This is a genomic window from Pseudomonas sp. GW821-FHT09C09 (genome assembly GCF_059418105.1).
The window spans coordinates 74,199-95,436 of the sequence record NZ_JBWKPF010000002.1 but is presented as its reverse complement, the minus strand read 5'-3'; the positions used below and the strand labels follow the sequence as shown (position 1 = coordinate 95,436).

At 59.6% G+C, this 21,238-nt stretch carries 21 protein-coding genes and 1 riboswitch; of the genes, 8 read left to right on the top strand and 13 right to left on the bottom strand.

What is annotated here, in order from left to right:
• The first annotated feature begins 4 nt into the window (after positions 1-4).
• The 3 genes from AC07NR_RS05510 to AC07NR_RS05500 all read left to right on the top strand — a co-directional run bounded on the left by AC07NR_RS05510 (position 5) and on the right by AC07NR_RS05500 (position 2,671).
• The gene (locus AC07NR_RS05510) at positions 5-1,651 is read left to right on the top strand and encodes an alkaline phosphatase D family protein (protein ID WP_495078004.1); all 1,647 of its coding nucleotides are present in this window, start codon (positions 5-7) and stop codon (positions 1,649-1,651) included.
• A gap of 84 nt (positions 1,652-1,735) precedes the next feature.
• Positions 1,736-1,796: riboswitch (Fluoride riboswitch) on the top strand.
• Between the two features lie 145 nt (positions 1,797-1,941).
• The gene (gene crcB / locus AC07NR_RS05505; RefSeq protein WP_423205571.1) at positions 1,942-2,325 is read left to right on the top strand and encodes a fluoride efflux transporter CrcB; all 384 of its coding nucleotides are present in this window, start codon (positions 1,942-1,944) and stop codon (positions 2,323-2,325) included.
• Positions 2,326-2,335: 10 nt separating this feature from the next.
• Entirely contained in the window at positions 2,336-2,671 is a 336-nt protein-coding gene (locus AC07NR_RS05500) for a DUF190 domain-containing protein (RefSeq protein WP_265814702.1), read from the top strand.
• An 86-nt stretch (positions 2,672-2,757) separates the two neighbouring features.
• On the opposite strand, the gene AC07NR_RS05495 is transcribed toward AC07NR_RS05500, so the two are convergent.
• The 3 genes from AC07NR_RS05495 to AC07NR_RS05485 form a co-directional block, all read right to left on the bottom strand.
• A complete protein-coding gene (locus tag AC07NR_RS05495; RefSeq protein ID WP_495078003.1) occupies positions 2,758-2,922 on the bottom strand; it encodes a DUF2986 domain-containing protein in 165 nt (54 codons plus the stop codon).
• A 52-nt stretch (positions 2,923-2,974) separates the two neighbouring features.
• Positions 2,975-3,670: a tRNA (adenine(22)-N(1))-methyltransferase gene (locus AC07NR_RS05490; protein WP_495078002.1), complete on the bottom strand. Its 696-nt coding sequence runs from the start codon at positions 3,668-3,670 to the stop codon at positions 2,975-2,977.
• Between the two features lie 164 nt (positions 3,671-3,834).
• A complete protein-coding gene (locus tag AC07NR_RS05485; protein ID WP_495078001.1) occupies positions 3,835-4,191 on the bottom strand; it encodes a hypothetical protein in 357 nt (118 codons plus the stop codon).
• Between the two features lie 79 nt (positions 4,192-4,270).
• Here AC07NR_RS05485 and AC07NR_RS05480 point away from each other — a divergent pair, with 79 nt between their 5' ends.
• Positions 4,271-5,626 (top strand): PBS lyase, encoded by a 1,356-nt coding sequence (locus AC07NR_RS05480; protein ID WP_495078000.1) that lies wholly within the window; start codon positions 4,271-4,273, stop codon positions 5,624-5,626.
• Positions 5,627-5,638: 12 nt separating this feature from the next.
• Here the strand turns inward: AC07NR_RS05480 and AC07NR_RS05475 are convergent, their stop codons facing one another.
• Both AC07NR_RS05475 and AC07NR_RS05470 read right to left on the bottom strand, forming a co-directional pair.
• Positions 5,639-6,235: a LysE family translocator gene (locus tag AC07NR_RS05475; RefSeq protein ID WP_248741146.1), complete on the bottom strand. Its 597-nt coding sequence runs from the start codon at positions 6,233-6,235 to the stop codon at positions 5,639-5,641.
• A gap of 51 nt (positions 6,236-6,286) precedes the next feature.
• Positions 6,287-7,123: an AraC family ligand binding domain-containing protein gene (locus AC07NR_RS05470; RefSeq protein ID WP_495077999.1), complete on the bottom strand. Its 837-nt coding sequence runs from the start codon at positions 7,121-7,123 to the stop codon at positions 6,287-6,289.
• A 171-nt stretch (positions 7,124-7,294) separates the two neighbouring features.
• Here AC07NR_RS05470 and AC07NR_RS05465 point away from each other — a divergent pair, with 171 nt between their 5' ends.
• Both AC07NR_RS05465 and AC07NR_RS05460 read left to right on the top strand, forming a co-directional pair.
• Positions 7,295-7,489, top strand: coding sequence for a PLDc N-terminal domain-containing protein (locus AC07NR_RS05465; protein WP_085708371.1), 195 nt, complete (start codon positions 7,295-7,297; stop codon positions 7,487-7,489).
• Between the two features lie 220 nt (positions 7,490-7,709).
• Entirely contained in the window at positions 7,710-8,771 is a 1,062-nt protein-coding gene (locus AC07NR_RS05460; RefSeq protein ID WP_423205566.1) for an alpha/beta fold hydrolase, read from the top strand.
• A 22-nt stretch (positions 8,772-8,793) separates the two neighbouring features.
• Here the strand turns inward: AC07NR_RS05460 and AC07NR_RS05455 are convergent, their stop codons facing one another.
• The 8 genes from AC07NR_RS05455 to AC07NR_RS05420 form a co-directional block, all read right to left on the bottom strand.
• A complete protein-coding gene (locus AC07NR_RS05455) occupies positions 8,794-9,819 on the bottom strand; it encodes a GlxA family transcriptional regulator (RefSeq protein ID WP_495077998.1) in 1,026 nt (341 codons plus the stop codon).
• Positions 9,820-9,946: 127 nt separating this feature from the next.
• The gene (locus tag AC07NR_RS05450; RefSeq protein WP_495077997.1) at positions 9,947-11,437 is read right to left on the bottom strand and encodes an aldehyde dehydrogenase; all 1,491 of its coding nucleotides are present in this window, start codon (positions 11,435-11,437) and stop codon (positions 9,947-9,949) included.
• Between the two features lies 1 nt (position 11,438).
• On the bottom strand, positions 11,439-12,341 hold the full coding sequence (locus AC07NR_RS05445) for a dihydrodipicolinate synthase family protein (protein ID WP_248741151.1): 903 nt from the start codon (positions 12,339-12,341) through the stop codon (positions 11,439-11,441).
• Between the two features lie 66 nt (positions 12,342-12,407).
• Positions 12,408-13,736: an MFS transporter gene (locus tag AC07NR_RS05440; RefSeq protein WP_495077996.1), complete on the bottom strand. Its 1,329-nt coding sequence runs from the start codon at positions 13,734-13,736 to the stop codon at positions 12,408-12,410.
• 63 nt (positions 13,737-13,799) lie between these two features.
• Positions 13,800-15,116, bottom strand: a complete 1,317-nt coding sequence (locus AC07NR_RS05435) for an NAD(P)/FAD-dependent oxidoreductase (RefSeq protein ID WP_495077995.1) — start codon at positions 15,114-15,116, stop codon at positions 13,800-13,802.
• 165 nt (positions 15,117-15,281) lie between these two features.
• Positions 15,282-16,304 carry a glycine betaine/L-proline ABC transporter substrate-binding protein ProX gene (proX, locus tag AC07NR_RS05430; protein WP_248741154.1) on the bottom strand — a complete coding sequence of 341 codons (1,023 nt, stop codon included), beginning with the start codon at positions 16,302-16,304 and terminating at the stop codon, positions 15,282-15,284.
• A 42-nt stretch (positions 16,305-16,346) separates the two neighbouring features.
• Positions 16,347-17,300: a glycine betaine/L-proline ABC transporter permease ProW gene (gene proW, locus AC07NR_RS05425; protein ID WP_085708380.1), complete on the bottom strand. Its 954-nt coding sequence runs from the start codon at positions 17,298-17,300 to the stop codon at positions 16,347-16,349.
• A gap of 54 nt (positions 17,301-17,354) precedes the next feature.
• Entirely contained in the window at positions 17,355-18,389 is a 1,035-nt protein-coding gene (locus tag AC07NR_RS05420; RefSeq protein ID WP_248741155.1) for a quaternary amine ABC transporter ATP-binding protein, read from the bottom strand.
• A 366-nt stretch (positions 18,390-18,755) separates the two neighbouring features.
• Here AC07NR_RS05420 and AC07NR_RS05415 point away from each other — a divergent pair, with 366 nt between their 5' ends.
• Positions 18,756-19,715 carry a LysR family transcriptional regulator gene (locus AC07NR_RS05415; RefSeq protein ID WP_248741376.1) on the top strand — a complete coding sequence of 320 codons (960 nt, stop codon included), beginning with the start codon at positions 18,756-18,758 and terminating at the stop codon, positions 19,713-19,715.
• Positions 19,716-19,838: 123 nt separating this feature from the next.
• The gene (locus AC07NR_RS05410) at positions 19,839-21,179 is read left to right on the top strand and encodes an MmgE/PrpD family protein (RefSeq protein WP_495077994.1); all 1,341 of its coding nucleotides are present in this window, start codon (positions 19,839-19,841) and stop codon (positions 21,177-21,179) included.
• The last annotated feature ends 59 nt before the right edge of the window (positions 21,180-21,238 follow it).

The window sequence follows — 21,238 nt, the reverse complement described above, 5'->3', positions numbered from 1 at the left end:
AGTCATGGCCTTGGTCGATCCGCGGAACAACGAATACGACGTGAACAAACTTGGCACTGCCAGCATCGTCGGTCATGTGAGCACTGACAGTGCCCGAATCTGGATTCGCGTCTATATGGCGGGAGAATGGACGCTGGTCTGGTCCGAAAAGGCGTTGGTCGGGGACCTGTTCACGCTTGATGGCAAAACCATTGAGCTGTTTCTAAAAGGTCAGGGATGCGACCCGAAAAACATACTGTCGTACAAGTTCAGTGAAGACTCAGACCTGACCAACACCTTCGACATAGCCAATCTAAAGCCGAACACCACCTACTACTATTACCTGATGAGTCAGAAGCCAGCGTCCAAGAGTATGTGGCGCAGAACAGAGATCGGCTATCAAAAGGTCTACTCCTTTACCACCATGGCGCAATCCATGCCTGATTTCAGCTTCGGATTCTATAGCTGCCATGATCCATTCAACGCCAATAACAGCAATGGTGCGTGGCCCTTGTTTCTCAGCAGAGCCAACAACGCAAAAGTCAGATTCGTCATTGGCGGTGGCGATCAGGTCTATGTGGACTGCCAGGAAAACAAATACTTTCCGGACATCTGGGAATGGCTGCAGAACAACAAGGACGATCTGATCGCGGCTTTTACAAAAGACGGAAAACTGCTCACCGCGGGCCTTGATGCTTACCTTCTGAGCCTCTACCGCTGGTATTACCGTGTGTACTGGAATTTCCCTCAAATGCAGGAGATCTTTTCGAAAACGCCTCAATACATGATTTGGGATGACCATGAAATCATGGATGGCTGGGGATCGCGGACCAACAAGGAGCGTCTGGAAATTCTTTCAAGGTACTTCAAGAAAGACGACCCCGACATTGACCAGCAACTTATAGACTCGATGTGGAATGCAGCAAGAACAGCCTATTTTGAATATGGCCACAGTCACAATCCTCCCACCAACATTGTCAGGTCGTTATTGAAAACGCCCGAAGAATGCATCTGGGACTACAACTTCACAAAGGGAACAACCCCATTCTATGTACTCGACCTGCGCGGGCATCATGACGTTGAAAGAGCCCAGAACAGGCTGCTGGGAGATGATCAGGTTGACCGTTTTCTGGGGTGGCTGGATACGCCGCCCGTCAAAAAATCAAAAATCGTGTTTGTGGTCAGTTCCGTTCCAGTCGTTCACTGGCGATCTATCGTATTGACGGCGGGGTCCTGGATTAACAGCCTCAAGGACGACTTCATGGATGAATGGGATCATCCCTCCAACCATGTTGAAAGAAACCTTCTGCTGGAAAAGATATTCGCCGCCTTCGATGCCGAAGGCCGAACGTTGGTGTTCTTGAGCGGCGATGTTCATTGTGCTGCCGCCTTCAGGTTGCAACACAAAATCTATCGCCAGGCCAACGTTTACCAGATCACCTCAAGTGCGATTTCGCGAATGCCCGCCGGGCAGGCTGTCTCTGCCGGAATAGCCAAATCCGGTACGCTCAGTGGTAATGACAATGTCCAGTTCGAGCACCTGTTCAGCCATTCGGAAGACAAGAACTTCGCCATTTTCCATGTAAAAAACAGTGATTCGATCACCGTCGATCTCTGCTGGCCGGGCGGCACCGAAGGCGAAGCCGTCATCAAGACCCTCGAGTTGGAATAGACCACACACAAAACACGACCACAAAAGGGGACAGATTTATTTTCTGAAAATAGATCTGTCCCCTTTTGTGCTGAGGCTATAGGATCTTTTCCAGGAGATGGCATTCCTCCTCAAACCGCCTCGTGCTGATGATGCCTACGTGAACCCTGGACAGGGTGCGTAGGTGTGTCTGCTCCCCCTGTCCTCCCACTCCAGGACAGGATCATGATTCGACTTATCCAACCCGCCGTTTTTCGCTTTTCCTCTCTGCTCCCTGTTTGGCCGCAATGGCCTGAAGAGGTGGCCCCGACATGCTGAAATCACTGCTGGTCATTGCCGTAGGTGCTTCACTGGGCGCCTGGTTGCGCTGGCTTCTGGGCATGAAACTCAACGCGCTGTTCCCCGCGATTCCTCCGGGCACCGTGGTCGCCAACATGGTCGGTGGCTACATCATCGGCCTGGCTATCGCATTCCTTGCCGCCTCCCCTTCGCTGAGCCCCGAGTGGCGGCTGCTGGTCATCACCGGCTTCTGCGGTGGCCTGACGACTTTTTCTACATTCTCGGCCGAAACCGTTGCCCTGATTCAGGAAGGCAGGTTGCTCTGGGCACTCGGCTCGATTTCGGTACACGTCGTCGGCTCGCTCGCAATGACAGCGGCGGGGCTGTTGTCCTATCAATTGATTGGCACGCGTTAAGGAGACCGAAATGAAAGGTTTTCTGGTGATTTTCTTCACTCAACAAAACCGCCGCCATCAAGGAAAGATGCTCGGTGACTGGATTGTCGATCTGGCAAAGGAACTGGGCCTGCGCGGCGCGACCCTTTCCACCGGCATCGAGGGATTCGGCCACACCGGCCGGCTGCATTCGTCGCATTTTTTCGAATTGGCGGATCAGCCGACCGAGATTCGCATGGCGATTACCGAGGAGGAGACCGAGCGATTGTTCAAACGGCTTGAGGCGGAAGACATCTCGGTGTTTTACATAAAGACGCCGATTGAAATGGGCTTTGTCGGTAAAAAGGCCGGCAGCCCTCCGCCATAGTGAAGGCTTGCAGACAGCTTTAAAGGGGACAGATTTATTTTCTATTTAAAGCAGAAAATAAATCTGTCCCCTTTAAAGAAAGCACATCACTCTTCAGTGGAAAGGCTCGGCTCCTGGCTGGCTTCAGCTGCCATCTTCAAGCGGTCAGCCTTGCTGATGTACTTGGGCTTGTTGCTTTTCGGCGCCAGTTTGGCGTTGGCCTTTCTGGATTTTTCCTTGAAGAGTTGTTGCAGTTTCTTTTGGCGGTTCATGGTGTCTTGCCCTGCTTGAAAGTTGTTGAATGATATCAGCCCTGAGTCGGGTTCAAGCGAGCACTTCGGTGATCCACCGCACCTGCCGGGTCAGGTCCTGCACCTTCTCTTCGGGCACCGCATGTCGCGCGCGACCGAAGTGCGTCAGAGTCTGCTGCTTGTGCCGCAACCGGTGCCGCCACTTGCTGACGAAAGCCGGGCTGCGCGCCTGCAATTGCAGCGGACCGAAGTACAGTTCTTCGGCGGAGTAAATCACCGGCTCGCCACGCTCGGCGACGATGATTTCGTAGTCGAAGCGGTTTTCCCGCAAGACTTCTTCGCAGAGGATCCGGTAGCCGTTGTCCATCAACCATTGGCGCAGCGGTTGCTCGCCGCCGTTGGGTTGCAGGATCAGGCGTTCGCGGCCGCTCAAACGTGCCTTGCCGGCTTCGAGAATATCGCGAATGGTCTCGCCGCCCATGCCACACATCGTAATCGCATTCATCCCGTCTTTTGGCTCGATGGCCATCAGGCCATTGGCAAGGCGCACGGTAATCTGCTCACCCAGGTCGTTCTCACGCACAGTGCGCTCGGCCGAACGAAACGGCGTCAACGCCATTTCCCCCGCCACCGCCGCCGTAATCGCGCCGCGACGCATCAACGCCACCGGCAGGTAGCCGTGATCCGAGCCGATATCGGCCAGGCGCGCACCGGCGGGTACGTGCGCAGCGACACGCTCCAGGCGCATGGACAATGTCTGTTCGTTCAACCGCAACCCCTTTTACATTGAGCGTCCGGCACCAGTGGCCGGATCGGGGCGCGATTTTGAGGGGCAACGTCGTGGAATTCAAATTTCCATGACCTGAAGCCGCGGCGAGCGAAAGCTGTCTTGCATCTCGTTATGGGCATAACCGGCTTCCACCGCCCCCGGGTTCATACTTCATCCCAAAACTTTCCGGGAGATGCATATTCTCCATCCTTTAAAACAGCACACCAGCCAACGCATCTATTAAACATTTCAAGATCCACGATCCTGTAAGTGCCCTTGGCAACCTTCTCCAACGTGATCAATCCATTCGAGTAGTGCGTGTATTGCCCACCCGCCCCGGCAGGGGCCCGCAGATCCAGTTCGCTACGATCCCAGTCGGATACAACCCCTGATGATTCAGGAACCGTATCCGAAAATGAGATCTCGAATGCACTCGAAACCTTGCATAAACACGGAATTCGCGAATGTTCGAGCAACGCATCCGTGATCATGTTTTCAGGAAAATCAATATTCAGTTTCATGCAAGATTACCGGCCTCGCGCTCATAGCCTTGAAAATGAGTAAAGTGGCAGCCCTGCAAGAATACACAAGGATCTATGCGTGACATCTACAAGGGAATGGCTGGACCGGCTGAAGAAGCAACCCGTGCCCGAGTCCACCTGGGCGCAATACCGGCGCGACGAAGCGCTGGAACTGCTCGCGACTGCCAGCGGCAGCGGCACATGGATAGATCTCAGCACCCACTACAACGGCTTCGTCCGGGAAGTTGCCGTGAGAGAACTCAGTCGCGAATGTTCGCCGCAGACACTTGTGGCCCTGATAGAACGGCTCAACGATTGGGTACCACAGATTCGCGATTTGGCACTGTCTGGCCTGAACGACTATCTGAAACCTTCTCAGGCCTGCGCATTGCTGTTTGCGCTGGAGTCGCTCATGGCGTTGGCGGCTCGACAGCGAGTCGACCATGCTCCCACGTACACCGCAGCCCGTACTGTTCTTCAGTTATCGGAGGTTCGCGAAGAGGTCTACGCGAACTTTCTCACACGACAAGGAAAAGCGGCGCGTTATCTGTTCTCGTTGCTGCTGGAAACCGATATCAGCCCGGAAAGGCTTTTGCGCAGCGCCCTCGCCCACCGTGAATTGACCGTAAGGCTGGCAGCCGTTGCAGCCTGTCAGGATCTGCCGTCAGTGCAGGCCGCGCCATTATTGCTGGAGGCTCTGTCGCGACCGGGGGCCAAAGTACGTGTCTGCATACTGCGCGCACTGCTTCCCTTGACTGAAGATCCACACCCACTGCTGCGGTTGGCGTTGCTCGACGCCTCTCCGTCGATTCGAAGTCTGGCGCGTTGGGCAGCATCGCGTTACGGGATCAATGCACCGGAGGTCCTGGAACAGCGACTCGGTCAAGACCTTCCCACCCGAAAACGCGACTGGCTTGGCGTACTGGGGCTGGCTGCCGAGCTTGAAACCGGTCTCCAGAAGCGTTGGCTCACAGAGGCGCTGAGCTCCAGCTATCCCTCCGTGCGGCAAGCGGCGGTTCGCGTGCTGGGCGATGAACATCTGCCGCAAATGCTTGGTGCATTGAGTGATACATCGGAAAAAGTGTTTCTTACCGCCTACGCGTCACTGAGCAAACAGCCCTGGACCGCACTGAACGCCGGCGTCGCTACCAAACTGGATGACGATTGGCATGAGCTCCCCGCGCAACGCCGCCGGGCGGTCCTGCAGTTGATGTCGTGTTGGCAACAGATCGCCTACCTGCTGAAACGCTTGGATACAGAGCCCGTGGCCGAGACATTCTGGCTTCGTCAGGTGGAGTTCTGGTGCGAGCATCAGTATCAGTTTATCGACCCGGTCACCCCAAAAGCCGAGCGTAGCGCGCTGGTGCAAAAGCTCAGGGAGCTTGCCGCAAGTGGCCTCATCCAAAGTGCCAGGGTTGCTGTCTTTACTGGCTGATGCCTGAACAACCTAGACCAACACCGTCAACCAGGCCGACAGCAACAGCAAAAACGCCAACCCGGCATTCATGCGCCTGAATGCCCGTGGCGAGCCAAAGAACCGCGCACTGCCCACACCCAGCACCGCCCACGCCGTCATGCACGGCAGGCAGACCAGCAGAAACACAAAGGCCAGCAACAGCATTCGCATCTGTTCATCGCCATTTCCGCCAAACACGCTCACCACCGCCACCGCCATCATCCACACCTTGGGATTGATCAGTTGCAGGCCGGCGGCGCCATAAACGCCGACCCCTTCTTCACCCGCCGTTGCCGGGTCAAGGGACGGCGGCGTACTGCGGAAGATCTGCCACGCCAGCCAGCTCAGCCACAGCACCCCGGCCCAGGCCATTGCCTGCTGCACGCGGGGATAACGCAGCAGCGTTTCACCCACGCCGAGCCCGACCACCAGCACCACCAGCGCCGCCGACAGACAGGCACCGAAGATGATCGGCAGCGTGGCCACCATCCCGCGCCGCGAACTGTGGCTCATCACCAGAATATTGGTCGGCCCTGGGGTGATCGAGGCGACGAAGGAAAACAGCAGAAAGGGCAACAACGATTCCATGGGATGGACTCCGGATCAGAACAGGAGTCCATGGTCGCGGTTGCGAGACGTTCAGTCTGGAAGGTTTGAGCAACGCTTGCGATAGTCCGCCGGCGTCAGGTGATAGGCGCGGCGAAACCAGCGGCCGAGATGGCTTTGATCGGCAAACCCCAGCGCACTGGCGACGTCGACGGGCGTTTCGCCTCGCGCCAGCATCTGCCGGGCTCGGGCCAGCCGCAACTGGATCAGGTAGCCATGGGGCGCCAGCCCGAAGGCCGACTTGAAGGCCCGGGTCAGCCGAAAGCGGTCAACCCCGCAGGCCCGGGCCAGATCATCCAGCCCGATATCTTCGAAGGCATGGGCATGCAGGTAGTCCCGCGCGACCTGCGCCACGCGCGGCAAGCGTGGATCGAACGCCTGACGTTTGCGCCAGTCGAGATGGGACGTCAAAGCACCCAGCAAGTGGTCGACCGCGCTCTGCCGGACGATACGCAAGTCGCCGTGATGCAGGGCCTGAAAGGCCTGATTGATGGAAGTGGCCAGTCGCGGGTCCTGGCTCAGGGTGTCGGCGAATCCGAGCTGGCGGTTGTCCGGCGCCTGCTCGAAAAGCGCCAGCAACTCGCGCTCCAGCCAATGCGGATCGAGATAGAGCATGGAATAGGTAAAGCCTTCCTCGGTGGGCGCATGCCCGTCGTGGATCTCCCCCGGCTCCAGCATGAAGATCTTGCCCGGAGTGCTGAAGTGCCGCACCCGCCGGCAATCGAACTGCTGAACCCCTTGCTCGGTGACACCCACCAGAAAACTGTCATGCCAGTGCGGATCGTAGGCATGGCCCTGGAAATGGGCACGGATCGACTCGATGCCGGTGTCGGCATCCTGAGACAGGTCGATCCAGTTGCGTTTGTCCACGCAAAGGCTCCGGAGAAATGGGTTCGATACCTAACTTACCGCGCTTCACGTCGAAGCGTTTAGAAGATTTGTGCAGGTTGACCGACGCAGGCGCGACGCAGGCGCGACGCAAATTAAATGAACCCTCGGTTTCACCGCCCGCCTAACCGAATGACCATCAGGAGGTAGCTCATGCAAATCGAAACCACGTGGATCGTACTGGCCATCATTCTTTTGCTCGTGGAACTGTGGGCAATCAACCGGGTGCGCAAGAGCGAAGGGAAATCGAGCAACAAGGGCGTCTGGATCGTACTGATCGTGTTTGTACCGTTACTGGGACTGATCGCCTGGGCCCTGGCCGGACCGAAACACATTACCCAGGCATGAATCTGCCAAAAGCGCGACACAACCAGGCCCCGATCATTCGGGGCTTTTTCATGGGCGGCGGATTTGTATCGCACTGTGTACGGGATGCCTGCGGATACACACACCATCAACTCGGGAGCAAAACCGAAACAGCACGGATACACCGGCAGGTTTTACTGGGCTCCAGTTCAGAAGGGTTCACCCAGAACCCCATCCCCGTCGATTGCAAAGGAGCCTGACCATGAAACCTGCACTGCACACCACCGCCACCGGCAACACCCGTCGTCGCCTGCTGGGCCTGTCGATTCTCGCCACCGCCCTGATGCAATTCGGCGCGTACGCCAACGCTCAGTCGGCGGCGCCGGAGCCGGTCAAGACCGTAGCAGCCACGGTAAGCGCCGACCTGCCCTTCGGCGCGTTGAAACATGTGAAAGCTGGCGTGCTGGATGTGGCCTACGCCGAAACCGGCCCGGCCGATGGTCCGGTGGTGATTCTGCTGCACGGCTGGCCCTACGACATTCACAGCTACGACGAAGTCGCACCGATTCTGGCGGCCAAGGGTTATCGCGTGCTGATGCCGTACGCCCGGGGTTATGGCGACACGCATTTCCTGTCCGACAAGACCGTGCGCAACGGCCAGCCTGCGGCACTCGCCAGTGACGTCATCGATTTCATGGATGCGCTGAAGATCAAAACTGCCGTACTCGGCGGCTACGACTGGGGCGCACGTTCGGCGGATATCGTCTCGGCGCTGTGGCCGGAGCGAGTGAAAGCGCTGGTGTCGGTCAGCGGTTACCTGATCGGCAATCAGGCCGCCGGCAAGAATCCGCTGCCGCCCAAGGCCGAACTGCAATGGTGGTATCAGTTCTACTTCGCCACCGACCGTGGTGCGGCCGGCTACGCCAAGAACACCCACGATTTTGCCAAGCTGATCTGGCAGACCGCCTCACCAAAATGGGCGCTGGACGACGCCACGTTCGACCGCAGCGCCAAGGCCCTGGAAAACCCGGATCACGTCGCCATCACCGTGTTCAACTACCGCTGGCGTCTGGGCCTGGTGCAGGGTGAAAGCCAGTACGAAGCGCTGGAGCAGAAACTCGCCACCGCGCCATCGATCAGCGTGCCGACCATCACCCTGGAAGGCGATGCCAACGGCGCGCCACACCCGGCGCCCGAGGATTACGCCAAACGCTTCACCGGCAAGTACGAGTTCCGTCTGATCAACGGCGGCATCGGTCACAACCTGCCGCAGGAAAGTCCGCAGACCTTCGCCAAGGCAATCATCGACGCCGATCACCTCTGAAGATGTACCTGAAAACGGCTCGTCATTTGACGAGCCGTTTTTCCTTGGACGGCCGATAACCGAAATAGGCGCTATAGCACTTGCTGAAATGGCTCGGCGAGACGAACCCGCAAGCCACCAGCACATCCACCTGGGACAGCTCGGTGTGCTGCAGCAGACGCCGGGCCTCGGTGATGCGCAGTTCCATGTAATAACGCTGTGGTGTAGTGCCCAGTTGTTCCTTGAACAGTCGCTCCAACTGACGCCGGGAACGCCCGGCGTACACTGCCAGTTGTTCCAGCTCCAGCGGCTCTTCGAGGTTGGCGTCCATCAGCTTCACCACTTCGCGCAACGGCGCGCTGACGCTGATGTTCTCGGTCGGTTTGATCCGCCGGTAGCGCGATTCCTCGAACGCCAGAATGTCTTCGATGCCCTCGACCAGCGCCTTGTCGTGCAGGCTCTTGATCCAGTCCAGCGCCATGTGGAAGGCGCCGGACGGACTCGAAGCGGTCAGCCGATCACGGTCGATCACATAGGGCTCGCTGCTGACCTGGGTGGCCTTGGAGATTTCCGCCAGCGCCGGTCGATGCTCCGGGTGAATCGCACAGCGATACCCTTCCAGCACCCCTGCCCGGCCCAGAAACCACGAACCGTTCCACAACCCGGCCAACAGCACGCCGGCCTCGGCAGCCATCTTCAGCAGGCCGATGAACTCGTCGCTGGCCTTCAATTCCGTGCGATAGCCGCCGCAGATCACCAGCAGGTCCAGTTCCTGTATCGCATCAGCATCCAGTCGTGAATCAGGACGGATTACCAGTCCCAGATCGCTGATGACTTCGCCGTCGCTCAGGCCGAAGGTGCGTGTGGAAAACAGACCGGGGCGCAGCAGATTGGCGGTGACAAGGGTGTCCAGCGCCTGGGTGAAGGCCGGCAGGGAAAAATGCTCCAGCAGCACGAACCCCGTGCGGGTCATGCGCCCCGCCCCGGAGGAAGGCTCGTTCAGGTAGCGAAGGTTCTTGCCCTTCATGCCACCGCTGAATTGACGTCGTTCGATCAAGATGCGGTCCATCAGTTACTTGTTATGCCGCCATGCTAACCGCCGGGGCGGCAAAATACTCGGGAATGAATGCAATTCGCCCCAACCGGTACAAACGTGCCGATCGGGGCGAAAAAGACCTGCGAAAAACCGCGATGAATCAGGAAGCGTCGATCCAGATGGTTTTCAGCTCGGTGTACTGGTCATGGGCCCAGATCGACTTGTCACGCCCACCGAAACCCGACTCCTTGTAGCCGCCGAAAGGCGTCGACGCATCGCCCTCGCCGAAGCAATTCACGGTGACGATACCGGCGCGAATGCCCCGCGAGAGTTTCAGCGCATGGCGCAGGCTGCCGGTGTAGGCCGAGGCCGCCAGACCATAAGCCGTGTCGTTGGCCAGGCTGATCGCTTCGTCGACCGAAGTGAACGTGGTCACGCTCAGCACCGGGCCGAAGATTTCTTCCTGGAACAGACGACTGTCACGGTTGACGCCATCGACGATGGTCGGCTCGACGAAAATGTTGTCGGCCGTGTTGCCCCCCGCCAGCACCGAAAGGTTTTCCTCCCGGGCATGGTCGAGGTACGAACGGACCTTCTCGAAATGCGCCTTGCTGATCATCGAGCCCAGACGGTTTTCCGGGTCCAGTGGATCGCCCATTTTCCAGTCGGCCAGATGCACCTGCACGCGTTTGAGCAATTCGTCCTTGATGTCCGAATGCACGATCAGCCGCGACGAAGCCGAGCAGTTTTCGCCCATGTTCCAGAACGCGCCGTTGACCACGTGCTGAGCGACCAGATCGACGTCTTCGACATCGTTCATCACCACCGCCGGGTTCTTGCCGCCGCACTCCAGCACGATGCGTTTCAGGTTGGATTCGCTGGAATACTTGAGGAACAACCGCCCGGTGTCGGTGGACCCGGTGAAGCTGACCATGGCGACGTCCGGATGACGGCCCAGCGGTTCGCCCGCTTCCTTGCCGCCGCCGGGCACCACGTTGAACACACCGGCGGGAATCCCGGCCTGATGCGCCAGCTCGGCCACGCGCAAGGTGCTCAGGGTGGTTTCCTTGGCCGGTTTGACCACGATGGAGCAACCGGCGGCCAGCGACGGGCCGATCTTCCACGCGAGCATCAGCAGCGGGAAATTCCACGGCAACACCAGGCCGACCACGCCAATCGGTTCGCGCACGACCATGGTCACCGCGCCGTTACCGGTCGGTGCGGTCGAGTCGTAGATCTTGTCGATCAGCTCGGCGTGCCAGCGCAAGGTGTGAATCGTTTCGGGCACGTCGATGTTCTGGCATTCGCGGATCGGTTTGCCGCTGTCGAGACTTTCGATAACCGCCAGTTCATGGGCGTTGTCTTCCAGCAATTGGGCGAACCGCAGCAACACCGATTTGCGCGCCGACGGCGCCAGCCCTTGCCAGCGCCCGTCCTCGAACGCAGCCTTGGCGGCGGCGACAGCAACGTCCACGTCCTGGGCACCGCAGGCGGTAATCTCGGTCAACACCGCTTCAGTGGCCGGGTTGGTCGTGGTGAACGTCTTGCCGGACAGCGCGCTGCGAAACTCGCCGTTGATGAACGCCTGATTGCGAAATTCAAGCTTCGCCGCCAGTTCGCGGTATTGCGCTTGACTCAGAAGATCGGCCATTTCAAACCTCCGCGACGATGCGCGCCACATTCTGCTTCAGGGTTTTGATCACGCTTTCCAGCACTTCCTTCTCGGACGCATCCAGCGCTTGCATCGGTTTGCGCACGCCGCCGGCACGCAGGCCGACCAGCTCGCTGCCGTGCTTGATCGACTGAACGAACTTGCCGCTTTCCAGCACGTCCATCAGCGGTAACAGCGCCGACATGATCCGCCGGCCCTTGTCGAAGTTCTTCTCCAGAACGCAGGCTTCGTACAGCGCGATGTGCTCGGCCGGAATGAAGTTCGAACCGGCACAGACCCAGCTGCGCGCGCCCCAGGCGAAGAACTCCAGGGCCATGTCGTCCCAGCCGCAAGACAGCTGGATCGAGGGGTGCGAATGCGCCAGACGGTGCAACTGGGCGGTGTCGCCGGAGCTTTCCTTGATCGCGACGATGTTCTTGCAACCGGCAATCGCTTCGAAGAACTCAGGGCCCATCGCTACGCCCATCCGCGTCGGATAGTTGTAGAGCATGATCGGCAGGCCGGCCGCCTTGTCCACGGCCAGCACGTGGGCGGCGATTTCCTTTTGCGTCGGCAAGGCATACGGCGGTGAGCCCACCAGAATCGCGTCGGCCTCGATCGACTTGGCATGCTCGGCGAAGGCCACCGCATCTTCGGTGCGGATCCCGCCAGTGCCGATCACCAGCGGAATGCGGCCATTGATCACTTCCCTGGCGCGCTCGGCCACTTTCAGCCGCTCAGCGGTGGTGTGGGCGTAGTACTCACCGGTCGAACCACCGATGACGATGCCGTGAACCCGCGACTCGATCAGATACTCGAGCACTTCGGCGAAGACCGAGTAATCGATCTGGCCATCGGCGGACAAAGGCGTAATGGCAGGGGTAAAGATGCCGTCAAAGTTCATAGGGTTTTCTCCAGTGATTACAGTGTTCAATTCGTTGGCCCGACGCCGCTACGGCCCGGGCAAGGTTCAATTCAGCGAGGCAGCCTGTTGCAGGTTGAGCGAGCGGGTTTCCGGCGCGAGCACCCACGACAGCACCAGGCCGACCAAGGTGACGGCCGCCGCGATGTACATGGTCTGGGCGATGCCCAGCGTGCTCAGGGAAACCGGCACCAGATAAGTCCCCGCCGCCGCGCCGATGCGCGACAGTGAGGTGCCGACACCGACCGCGAAGGCGCGGATTTCCGTGGGGAACAGTTCATTGGGGTACACCAGCGTCAGCACCTGGGCGCCGCCGATGAACAAGGCGTAAACGGCAAAGAACGCGAGCACCAGCGCGTTGGGCCCGGCGTGACCGATGGCCAGCCCCAGCAGCGCAAGGCCGGAGCAGAGAAAGCTGTAGATCAGCAGATTGCGTCGGCCGACGCGATTGATGATTCGGGTCGAAATCACGCAGCCGATGACAAAGAACAAGGTAATCGCCACCGACCCCAGGGATGACCAGTCGCCCTGCAGATTCAGCGCGGCCAGCACCTTCGGCGCAAAGGCATACACGGCAAATAGCGGCACCACCGAGCAGGTCCAGAACACCACGACAAACAGCATCCGCTTGCCGTAGCCGGAGTGCAGCAGATTGAAGATCGTCAGTTTTTCGCCCACCCGGTGCTCGGGAAGATTGGCCAGGGAGAAATCGTTGCCATAGACCTGTTTGATGATCGCCTCGGCTTCGGCGGCGCGGCCCTTGCTCAACAGCCAGCGCGGCGATTCAGGTGTGCCGATGCGCACCAGAAACAGCATCGCGCCGATGATCGCCGCGCTGGCCAGCACCAGCCGCCAGGCATCGGAGCCCCACAGCTTGAACATCAGCTCGCCCACCACATACGCCATCGCCGCCCCGGCGAACCACATGATCGTCAGCGTCGCCAGACGCGGGCCGCGATACTTGCGCGGCATGAACTCGACCAGCAGCGAGGTCGCCACCGGGTACTCGATGCCGACCGCCACTCCCAGCAGCAACCGCAGCACAAACAGCGCCAACGCCGAATCGACCCACAGCTGCGCCAGCGACGCCACGATGAACAGGGTCGGCCCGACGAACAGCAGACGCTTGCGCCCCAACACATCGGTCAGCCAGCCGCCGAGAAAACCGCCGAAGAAAATGCCGATCAGCGCCGAGGCGGCAATCATGCCTTCCCAGAAATCGTCCAGCGCCAGAGACCTGGACATATGCACCAGCGCCACACCGATGATGCTCAGAACATACCCGTCGACAAAGGAACCACCGGCCGAACGGATCGTCAGCAGACGATGAAAACCATTGAGCGGTACGTCCTCGATTGATACAGCAACGTTGTTCATTTCTTGTCCTTGTATTCAGTGCATCGTTACTTCAGCTCATCGCGAATCGCGGGCCATGAGCATTCAACTTTCGCGGCCGGCGCGGTATTGCCCCCACTTCAGGTTCATGTTCACGCCCAGCGACAGAAACGGTTCGGGCGGGTTGCCCGTCGGCCCCGGAGCCTGCAACAGGAAATCGATCAAGCCGTCGCGCTGCCCGGCCAACCAGTCGGCCAGCAACTTGCCGGTGACCGTGCCACGGGTGACGCCCAGGCCATTGCAGCCCAGCGCGCCGTAAACGTTCGGCGCCAGTTCGCCGAAGAAGCCGTTGTGGTTCCTCGACATGGCCAGCGCCCCGCCCCAGGTGTATTCGAATTGCACCCCCGGCAGCATCGGGAAGCGCTGATCGAACGAGGCGCGGTGACGGTGCACGAAGCGCTCGTTGTATTTGCTGTTGCTGCGGCCATCGGGGTTGAAGCTGAAGCTGTTGCGGATCAACAAACGGTTGTCGGGGGTGCGCCGCACCGTGGTGCCGAACGGATCGGCGGGGATCGCGCCCCAGAACGGTTTGCCGCCCAGACGCGCCTGCTCCTCGTCGGTCAGCGGGCGGGTGATGCTGGCGTAGGTGTAGATCGGCAACATGCGGCCCTGCAGAAAACCGAAGCGCATGCCGAACGAGTTGTTGGCGAGGATCAGTTTGTCGGCGGTGATGCTGCCGTGAGCGTGCTTGAGCAAGGTTTTGGCGCCGTACTCCACTTCCAGAATCGGCGTGCGTTCGTACAGGGTGACGTTGGCCGGCAGACTGTCCGCCAGTCCCTTGACCAGCGCCGACGGCTGAACCAGCACCGCGCCGGGGGTGAACAACGCCTTGCGATAGAAACGAGTGCCCAGATGTTCGGGCAGCTCTTCCGTCTCGATCATCTGATACGGCTGACCGAGCTTGTCGAGACCCCGGCGATAAGCTTCCAGCACCGCGATGCCACGTTCCTCCACGGCGGCCTGATACTTGCCGCAGGCTTTCATCTGGCAATCGATGCCGAACTGATCGACCAGATTGCGCAGGATCGACTGGCCTTCCAGGTTCAGCTTCAGACTGATCCTGGCCAGGTCGATATCACCGATATAGTCCTCGGCCCCGATGTCGTGGGGCAGATCGATTGCGAAACCGGCATTGCGACCGGACGGCCCCAACCCCACTTCCTGCGCTTCGATCAGCACCACTTCATCGTCGGGGAAGTTCAGCGCGAGCTGGCGGGCCGCTGCCAGCCCGGTGAAGCCGGCGCCGACGACCACCCAACGCGCCGAACGGTGGCCGCGATGGCCAGGCTCGGGGCTGCGTGGCCGGCTCAGGTGGAACCAGCCACAGCTGTCATCATCGGCGGGCAGCGAACTGACTTTCATAGTATTGAACCGTTTATTGTTGAAATGACAAATCGAAGCCGACACGAAGCGAACGCGCGGAATCGCGTTGAATGAAAACAGCCATCAAAGTTGCGTAAATGAATGCGTTTGAATGACGGCTTTACACCACGGGATAACCGCCACTCGAACTAACGAAAAACCCGCTTACTTGGCCGCCGCCCGCGCATCACTCAGCCAGCCGTCATAACTTTGCTGGTGGGCCTTGATCCATTCGGCAGCGTGGCGCTTGATGTCGGCCAGGGACTTTTCGCCGTTCTGCATCTTCAGGTTCTGCGCACTTTCGTCGGCGGTGCTGATGCTGACTTCGGAGAGGAACTTGCGGGCTACCGGGTTCTTCTCGGCGAATTCCTTGTTCATGACGGCATTGATCGTGTCCACCGGGAAGCCGAGGTTCTTGCCTTCGTAGAAGGTGTCCTTGCTTTCCTTGCCGTCAGGCAGATCGGTGTAAGGCACCGGTAGCCAGACCACGTCGCGCCCTTCGACCAGCACGCTGGAAATCCACTGCGGCACCCAGGTAAAGAACAGCACCGGTTTGCCTTGCTGGTAGCGGGCAATGGTGTCGGCCATCAAGGCGAAGTACGAGCCGCGGTTGTCGACAACGGTCGGTTCCAGGCCGTAAGCCTTCATGTGGTGTTCGACCATCACTTCGCAGCCCCAGCCCGGGTTGCAACCGGTCAGGTCGGCCTTGCCGTCACCGTTGCTGTCGAACAGCTTGGCGATCTCCGGTTTCTTTAGATCCGACAGATCCTTGATGTGATAGGCGTCTGCGGTTTTCTTGTCGATCAGGTAACCCTGCAGCACGCCTTTCATGATCTGCCCGACCTTGACCATCACGTCATCGCCACCGGCCTTCTCGTAAAAGGCTTCGTGCAGGTGCTCCCACTCATGCACGGTGAAGTCCGCGTCGCCGTAGGACAGCGCGAGGAACATCGCCGGGTAATCGGTTTCCTTCGGCTGTTTGACGTCGTAGCCCAGTTCCTTGAGCCCGGCGATCACCACTTCACCGCGAAAGCGCTCTTCGGCGATGGTCGGGAAAATCGGCGTGATCGACACACCGGCGCCGGGTTTGTTGGCATCGGCCGCATAGGCTGCCGAACACAGCACCGTGCCCAGCAAGGAAGCAACCACACCTGCCACGACGCTTTTCTTGAGATTTGCCAGTTTCATGTTTCACCACGCTTTGGAGTTTTAATCGGTGAGCAGAAAGGTTCAGTTAATGACCGCACGAGCAACGTTCTTCTTTTTCTTCAACTTCATGACCAGGCCGACCGGCCCGCTCTCATACCAGCGCTGTCCGGTGGCCAGATCGCTGCTGCGTTCACCCATGGCCTGGGTCAGGCGATCGAGGAACACCGCCAGCAACACCAGCCCTGCTCCGCCGACGCTGGCCAGGCCCATGTCGAGGCGACCGATGCCGCTGAGCACCATCAGCCCCAGCCCGCCGACCGAGATCATCGAGGCGACCACCACCATCGACAGCGACAGCATCAAGGTCTGGTTCAAGCCGGCCATCATGGTCGGCGCGGCCAGCGGCAGTTGAACCTTCATCAGCATCTGCATCGGTGTGCAGCCAAAGGCCCGCGCCGCCTCGACCTTGTCCGCCGGCACCTGACGGATGCCGAGGTTGGTCAGGCGCACCAGCGGCGCGACGGAGAAGATGATCGTGACGATCACACCGGGCACGTTGCCGATGCCGAACAACATCACCACCGGCACCAGGTACACGAATGCCGGCAGGGTCTGCATGGCGTCGAGCACCGGGCGGATGATCATTTCCGTGCGGTCGCTGCGGGCACACAGGATGCCCAGCGGAATGCCGATCACCGCGCAGAACAACAGCGAGGTCAGCACCAGCGCCAGGGTGACCATCGCGTCGTTCCACACGCCGATCAGCCCGAGCCCGGTCAAGGTCGCCACGCTGAAGATCGCAATGCGTTTGCCGCCGATCTGCCAGCTGATCAGCCCGGCGATGATGATGAAAACCGTCGGCGGCAGCGAAAGCAGCCCCCACTGGACGCCGTCGAGCACTTGATCGACCGGCCAGCGAATCGAGCGGAAGACATCCCGGAAGTTATGCACCAGATATTTGAGGGCGGTTTCAACCCACGACCCCAGGGGGATATTCAAACTCTGGAAGGGATCCAGAAAGTTAAAGTCAGACATGACACTACCTCGCACTTGCGGACTGCGTGACCATTCTTTTTTTAAAACAGGATCTCAGCTATTGCCCAGGCAACTTAATAGATGCCCTTGCGAGATCGACCCTTTATAAAGTCCAACTTCATCAACTACCGGCATTGGTGTTGAAGATGCTGCAACAAGATGAAAGATCTCGCGCAAGGAAGCATCAGCCTTTATCGGAGTTTGACGACCCGGTTCATAAACAATGCCGGAATCGGCTTGTGCGATATCGCCGGCGCGCAATATCCGGCTGGTATCGAAACCGTTGAAGAAGTCCCGGACATATTGGTTCACCGGGTTGCACAGCAGCTCACGGGGCGTACCGATCTGCACCACCCGCCCACCTTCCATGATCGCGATGCGATGGCCGATGCGCACGGCTTCTTCAATGTCGTGGGAGATGAAAATGATGGTGCGATCCTGCTCGGCCTGAAGCTTGATCAGCTCGCCCTGCATCTCGCTGCGGATCATCGGATCGAGGGCGGAGAACGCTTCGTCCATCAGCAGGATGGCCGGGTCATTGGCCAGCGCCCGGGCCAGGCCAACCCGCTGTTGCATGCCGCCGGAGAGCTGATGAGGGAAGCACATTTCCTGCCCGGAAAGCCCGACCTGCTCAAGGGCGCCCATGGCCCGGCAGTAGCGTTCCTTTTCGCCGACTCCGCTGATTTCCAGGCCGAAGCTGACGTTGTCGATGACGCTCATGTGCGGCATCAAGGCAAACGACTGGAAGACCATGCCCATGTCTTTGCGGCGCACTTGCAACAGGTCCTTGTCGCCCAGTCCGGTGATTTCCCGGCCATTCAGAAAGATGCTGCCGGAGGTCGGTTCGATCAGGCGATTGAACAGTCGGACCATGGTCGATTTGCCCGAGCCGGACAACCCCATGATGACAAAGATCTCGCCTCGCTTGACCGAGAAGTTGGCATCGAATACACCGATGGCCTGGCCGGTCTTTTTGAAGACTTCGGCTTTCGAGGCGCCCTCTTCGATCAACTTCATGGCCAGTGCTGGCTGAGTGCCGAAGACTTTATAAACATTCTTCACGCAAATTATTTCGTCGGAGCGAGTCATACCTTGCCTCCATCGCGTTGTGCATATTCAAATTCAAACAATATGCAATCGAGCGAAACGGTTTTAGAGCGGCAGCGGTAATAGTTATAAGTCGTCACGACGGGTTTCCTTTTATTATTTTTGGGACCCCAGGAACGAGGGACGTTTCAAATTTATTAGCATCCCCCTGCTTAATCCAACGACATTTACAGGGGCATGTTGATAACGTCGGGTTATCGATCAGGCCGGCATCCGCCGCTGGCAGCCGGCATCGCCTGCCAGCGACCGCGACTATCCTTGCTGCGACGCCGGCGTATCCCTGCGCGCAGGCTTGGGCTACCCTCGTCGCGCTTCGCCCGGGAGCCGTATCGTGAGGAGGCCGTACAAATGACCAAGCATGTCGACCCAGACACCATCTTGCTGAAGATGCCGTCCTTGCGGGCCGTAAAGGCATTTGTCGCAGCCGCCAAGTACCAGAGTTTTACCCGTGCTGCCGAAGCATTGTGCGTTTCCCAAGCCGCGATCAGCCGGCAGATCCGCGAACTGGAAAGCTACCTGGGGGCGCAGTTGTTCACCCGCGTCGGGCGGGCCGTAGAGCTTACTTCGGCAGGTGCGCTGTTTTTCGACGCCGCTCAGCTGTCGTTCGTGAACATCGCCCAGGCCGCCGAGCGCATCCGCAGCAGTCAGTCGGTCAAGAAGGTGCTGACCATCTGTTGCTCCCCGGCGTTCTCGGCGCTGTGGCTGTCGAATCATCTGCCGGAGTTCTTCGCCCAGAGCGAAGGCATCGAGCTGAACCTGATCACCACCCAGAACTTCCTGACCATGGAACCGGGCGTGCAGCCCGACGTGTTCATCACCAAGATTTCGCGCATCCGCGAGGGCTATCGCAGCTACCCGTTGTGTCACGACCTGATCTACCCGGTGTGTACCCCGCAGTATCTGGAGCAGCACCCGGAAATCTCGACCATCGAGGGCGTGCGTGATTCGGCCCTGCTCAACCTCAGCCCCTATGGTCGCTCGCAAGTCGCCGAGCATGTCGACTGGGGCGTGTGGCTGGCGTTTCAGTCCATCGACATCGACGACCGCCCGGCGACCAGCCCGCAGATCTTCAATGCCAACGACTACAACCTGCTGATCAGCATGGTGCTGACCCATCAGGGCATCGCGCTGGGCTGGAATCATCTGGTTGCGCCGCTGTTGCAGCGCGGTTTGCTGGTGCGCCCGATCGAGCAGGAAGTCCAGCTGCGCAACAGCTGGCACTACCTGAGCTGCCGCGAGAACGCCGACAACGAAGACGCGCTACGGCGGTTTCGCGAGTGGATCCTGTCGAAGTTTCCCCGGCGCTAGCCATCGATTTGGTTATCAATTGCCCGACGAAAATGTCGTTGGAGCCGCACAACCTTCCTGACTCATTGTGGAGCAGCGCCGGCCGGGATCTGGCCGGTTACTCTCACAGGAAGGAATTGTTGAATGTCACTCTACGAATTCTGCCGCGACTTTGATTTCCTCCAGGCCCCGGCCAAAACCCGGGAGATCCTGCAGAACAGCCTGCTGGATATCGTCGGCGTCATGGCCGGTGCCGCGTCCAATGACACCAGTGTGGCGCTGCGCCGTTTTGCCGTTGTCCACTACCCCGCCGGCGAGTTCGGCAGCCGTCTGCTGTTCGACGGTCAACGCGTGAACCTGCTGGGCGCGGGTTGGGCCGGCGGCTTTTCCGCCGACAGCCTCGATGCCCACGAAGGTCACTTCCGATCCAAGGGGCACGCCGGCGCAACCGTGGTGCCGGCCCTGATCGCCCTCGCCGATGCCTTGCATCATCAGGGCAAAAACGTCAGCGGGCATGAGCTGTTGAGCGCGCTGTGCCTCGGTTATGAAACCGGGCTCCGCGCCGGAACGGCGCTGATGGCGACCTCCCCGACTTATCACGCGTCCGGCGGCTTTTCGGCGATTGGCGTGGTCTGCGCCGGTGCCCGGCTGCTCGGTTTTGACGAGCCGACGTTCCGCCATGCCTTGGGCATTGCCGAGTACTTCAGCGCCCGTTGCCCGATGATGCGCCTGATCGCGTTTCCCACCATGTTGCGTGACGCCCATGGCAGCGGCGCCTTTGTCGGATTGAATGCGCTGCTGATGGCCAGGGAAGGCGTGACCGGTGCGCCGGCGGAAACCGTCGAGGATGCTTCGGTGGCCGAACACTGGCTCGACCTCGGTCAGCGCTGGGAGATCGACAGTCAGTATTTCAAACCCTGGCCCGTGTGCCGCTGGGCGCAACCGGCGCTGACCGCGATGCTGCAACTGCAACAGGATCATCCTGCGCTCAACGCTGACGGCATCGAGACCATCCGCGTCGAGACCTTCTACGAGTCGATGTGCCTTCAAGGCCACACCCCGGCGGATGCCGATCAGGCGCAATACGCCCTGGCCTTTCCGCTGGCGGCGCTGATCGTCAGGGGCAAACTCGGGCCGGACGAAGTCACCGGCGAATCCATCCACGCCGCCGACATTCGCGCCTTAAGCGCACGCATCGAGATCGTCGAAGCCGCCGATATTTCCGCGCGGTTCCCCAATGAAATCCTCTCGCGGGTTTCCGTCACCCTGAAAAACGGCAACGTGCTCGTCAGCCCGATCACCGCCGCGCGCGGCGATCCCGAAACGGCCCTGAGCCGGGAAGAACTGGAGCAGAAATTCGACCTGTTCGCCTCAAGCCTCGGCCACGAAAGCAGCCTCGCGGTGAAACAGGCGATTCGCAATCTGGGCCAATCTGCGTCGGCCATCGCCACGCTTGAGCCGATCTTCGAACGGGTTCACCCATAACCTCAACGCATCGATTGCCCGCAGGAAATGTCGTTTGTGACGGCTTTCCCGGCACAGAT

Coding starts and splice junctions, on each gene's coding strand:
- AC07NR_RS05510 (WP_495078004.1), top strand. CDS start 5: ATGGCCTTGGTCGATCCGCGGAACAACGAATACGACGTGAACAAACTT.
- crcB (WP_423205571.1), top strand. CDS start 1,942: ATGCTGAAATCACTGCTGGTCATTGCCGTAGGTGCTTCACTGGGCGCC.
- AC07NR_RS05500 (WP_265814702.1), top strand. CDS start 2,336: ATGAAAGGTTTTCTGGTGATTTTCTTCACTCAACAAAACCGCCGCCAT.
- AC07NR_RS05495 (WP_495078003.1), bottom strand. CDS start 2,922: ATGAACCGCCAAAAGAAACTGCAACAACTCTTCAAGGAAAAATCCAGA.
- AC07NR_RS05485 (WP_495078001.1), bottom strand. CDS start 4,191: ATGAAACTGAATATTGATTTTCCTGAAAACATGATCACGGATGCGTTG.
- AC07NR_RS05475 (WP_248741146.1), bottom strand. CDS start 6,235: ATGGAATCGTTGTTGCCCTTTCTGCTGTTTTCCTTCGTCGCCTCGATC.
- AC07NR_RS05465 (WP_085708371.1), top strand. CDS start 7,295: ATGCAAATCGAAACCACGTGGATCGTACTGGCCATCATTCTTTTGCTC.
- AC07NR_RS05460 (WP_423205566.1), top strand. CDS start 7,710: ATGAAACCTGCACTGCACACCACCGCCACCGGCAACACCCGTCGTCGC.
- AC07NR_RS05455 (WP_495077998.1), bottom strand. CDS start 9,819: ATGGACCGCATCTTGATCGAACGACGTCAATTCAGCGGTGGCATGAAG.
- AC07NR_RS05450 (WP_495077997.1), bottom strand. CDS start 11,437: ATGGCCGATCTTCTGAGTCAAGCGCAATACCGCGAACTGGCGGCGAAG.
- AC07NR_RS05445 (WP_248741151.1), bottom strand. CDS start 12,341: ATGAACTTTGACGGCATCTTTACCCCTGCCATTACGCCTTTGTCCGCC.
- AC07NR_RS05440 (WP_495077996.1), bottom strand. CDS start 13,736: ATGAACAACGTTGCTGTATCAATCGAGGACGTACCGCTCAATGGTTTT.
- AC07NR_RS05435 (WP_495077995.1), bottom strand. CDS start 15,116: ATGAAAGTCAGTTCGCTGCCCGCCGATGATGACAGCTGTGGCTGGTTC.
- proX (WP_248741154.1), bottom strand. CDS start 16,304: ATGAAACTGGCAAATCTCAAGAAAAGCGTCGTGGCAGGTGTGGTTGCT.
- proW (WP_085708380.1), bottom strand. CDS start 17,300: ATGTCTGACTTTAACTTTCTGGATCCCTTCCAGAGTTTGAATATCCCC.
- AC07NR_RS05420 (WP_248741155.1), bottom strand. CDS start 18,389: ATGACTCGCTCCGACGAAATAATTTGCGTGAAGAATGTTTATAAAGTC.
- AC07NR_RS05415 (WP_248741376.1), top strand. CDS start 18,756: ATGACCAAGCATGTCGACCCAGACACCATCTTGCTGAAGATGCCGTCC.
- AC07NR_RS05410 (WP_495077994.1), top strand. CDS start 19,839: ATGTCACTCTACGAATTCTGCCGCGACTTTGATTTCCTCCAGGCCCCG.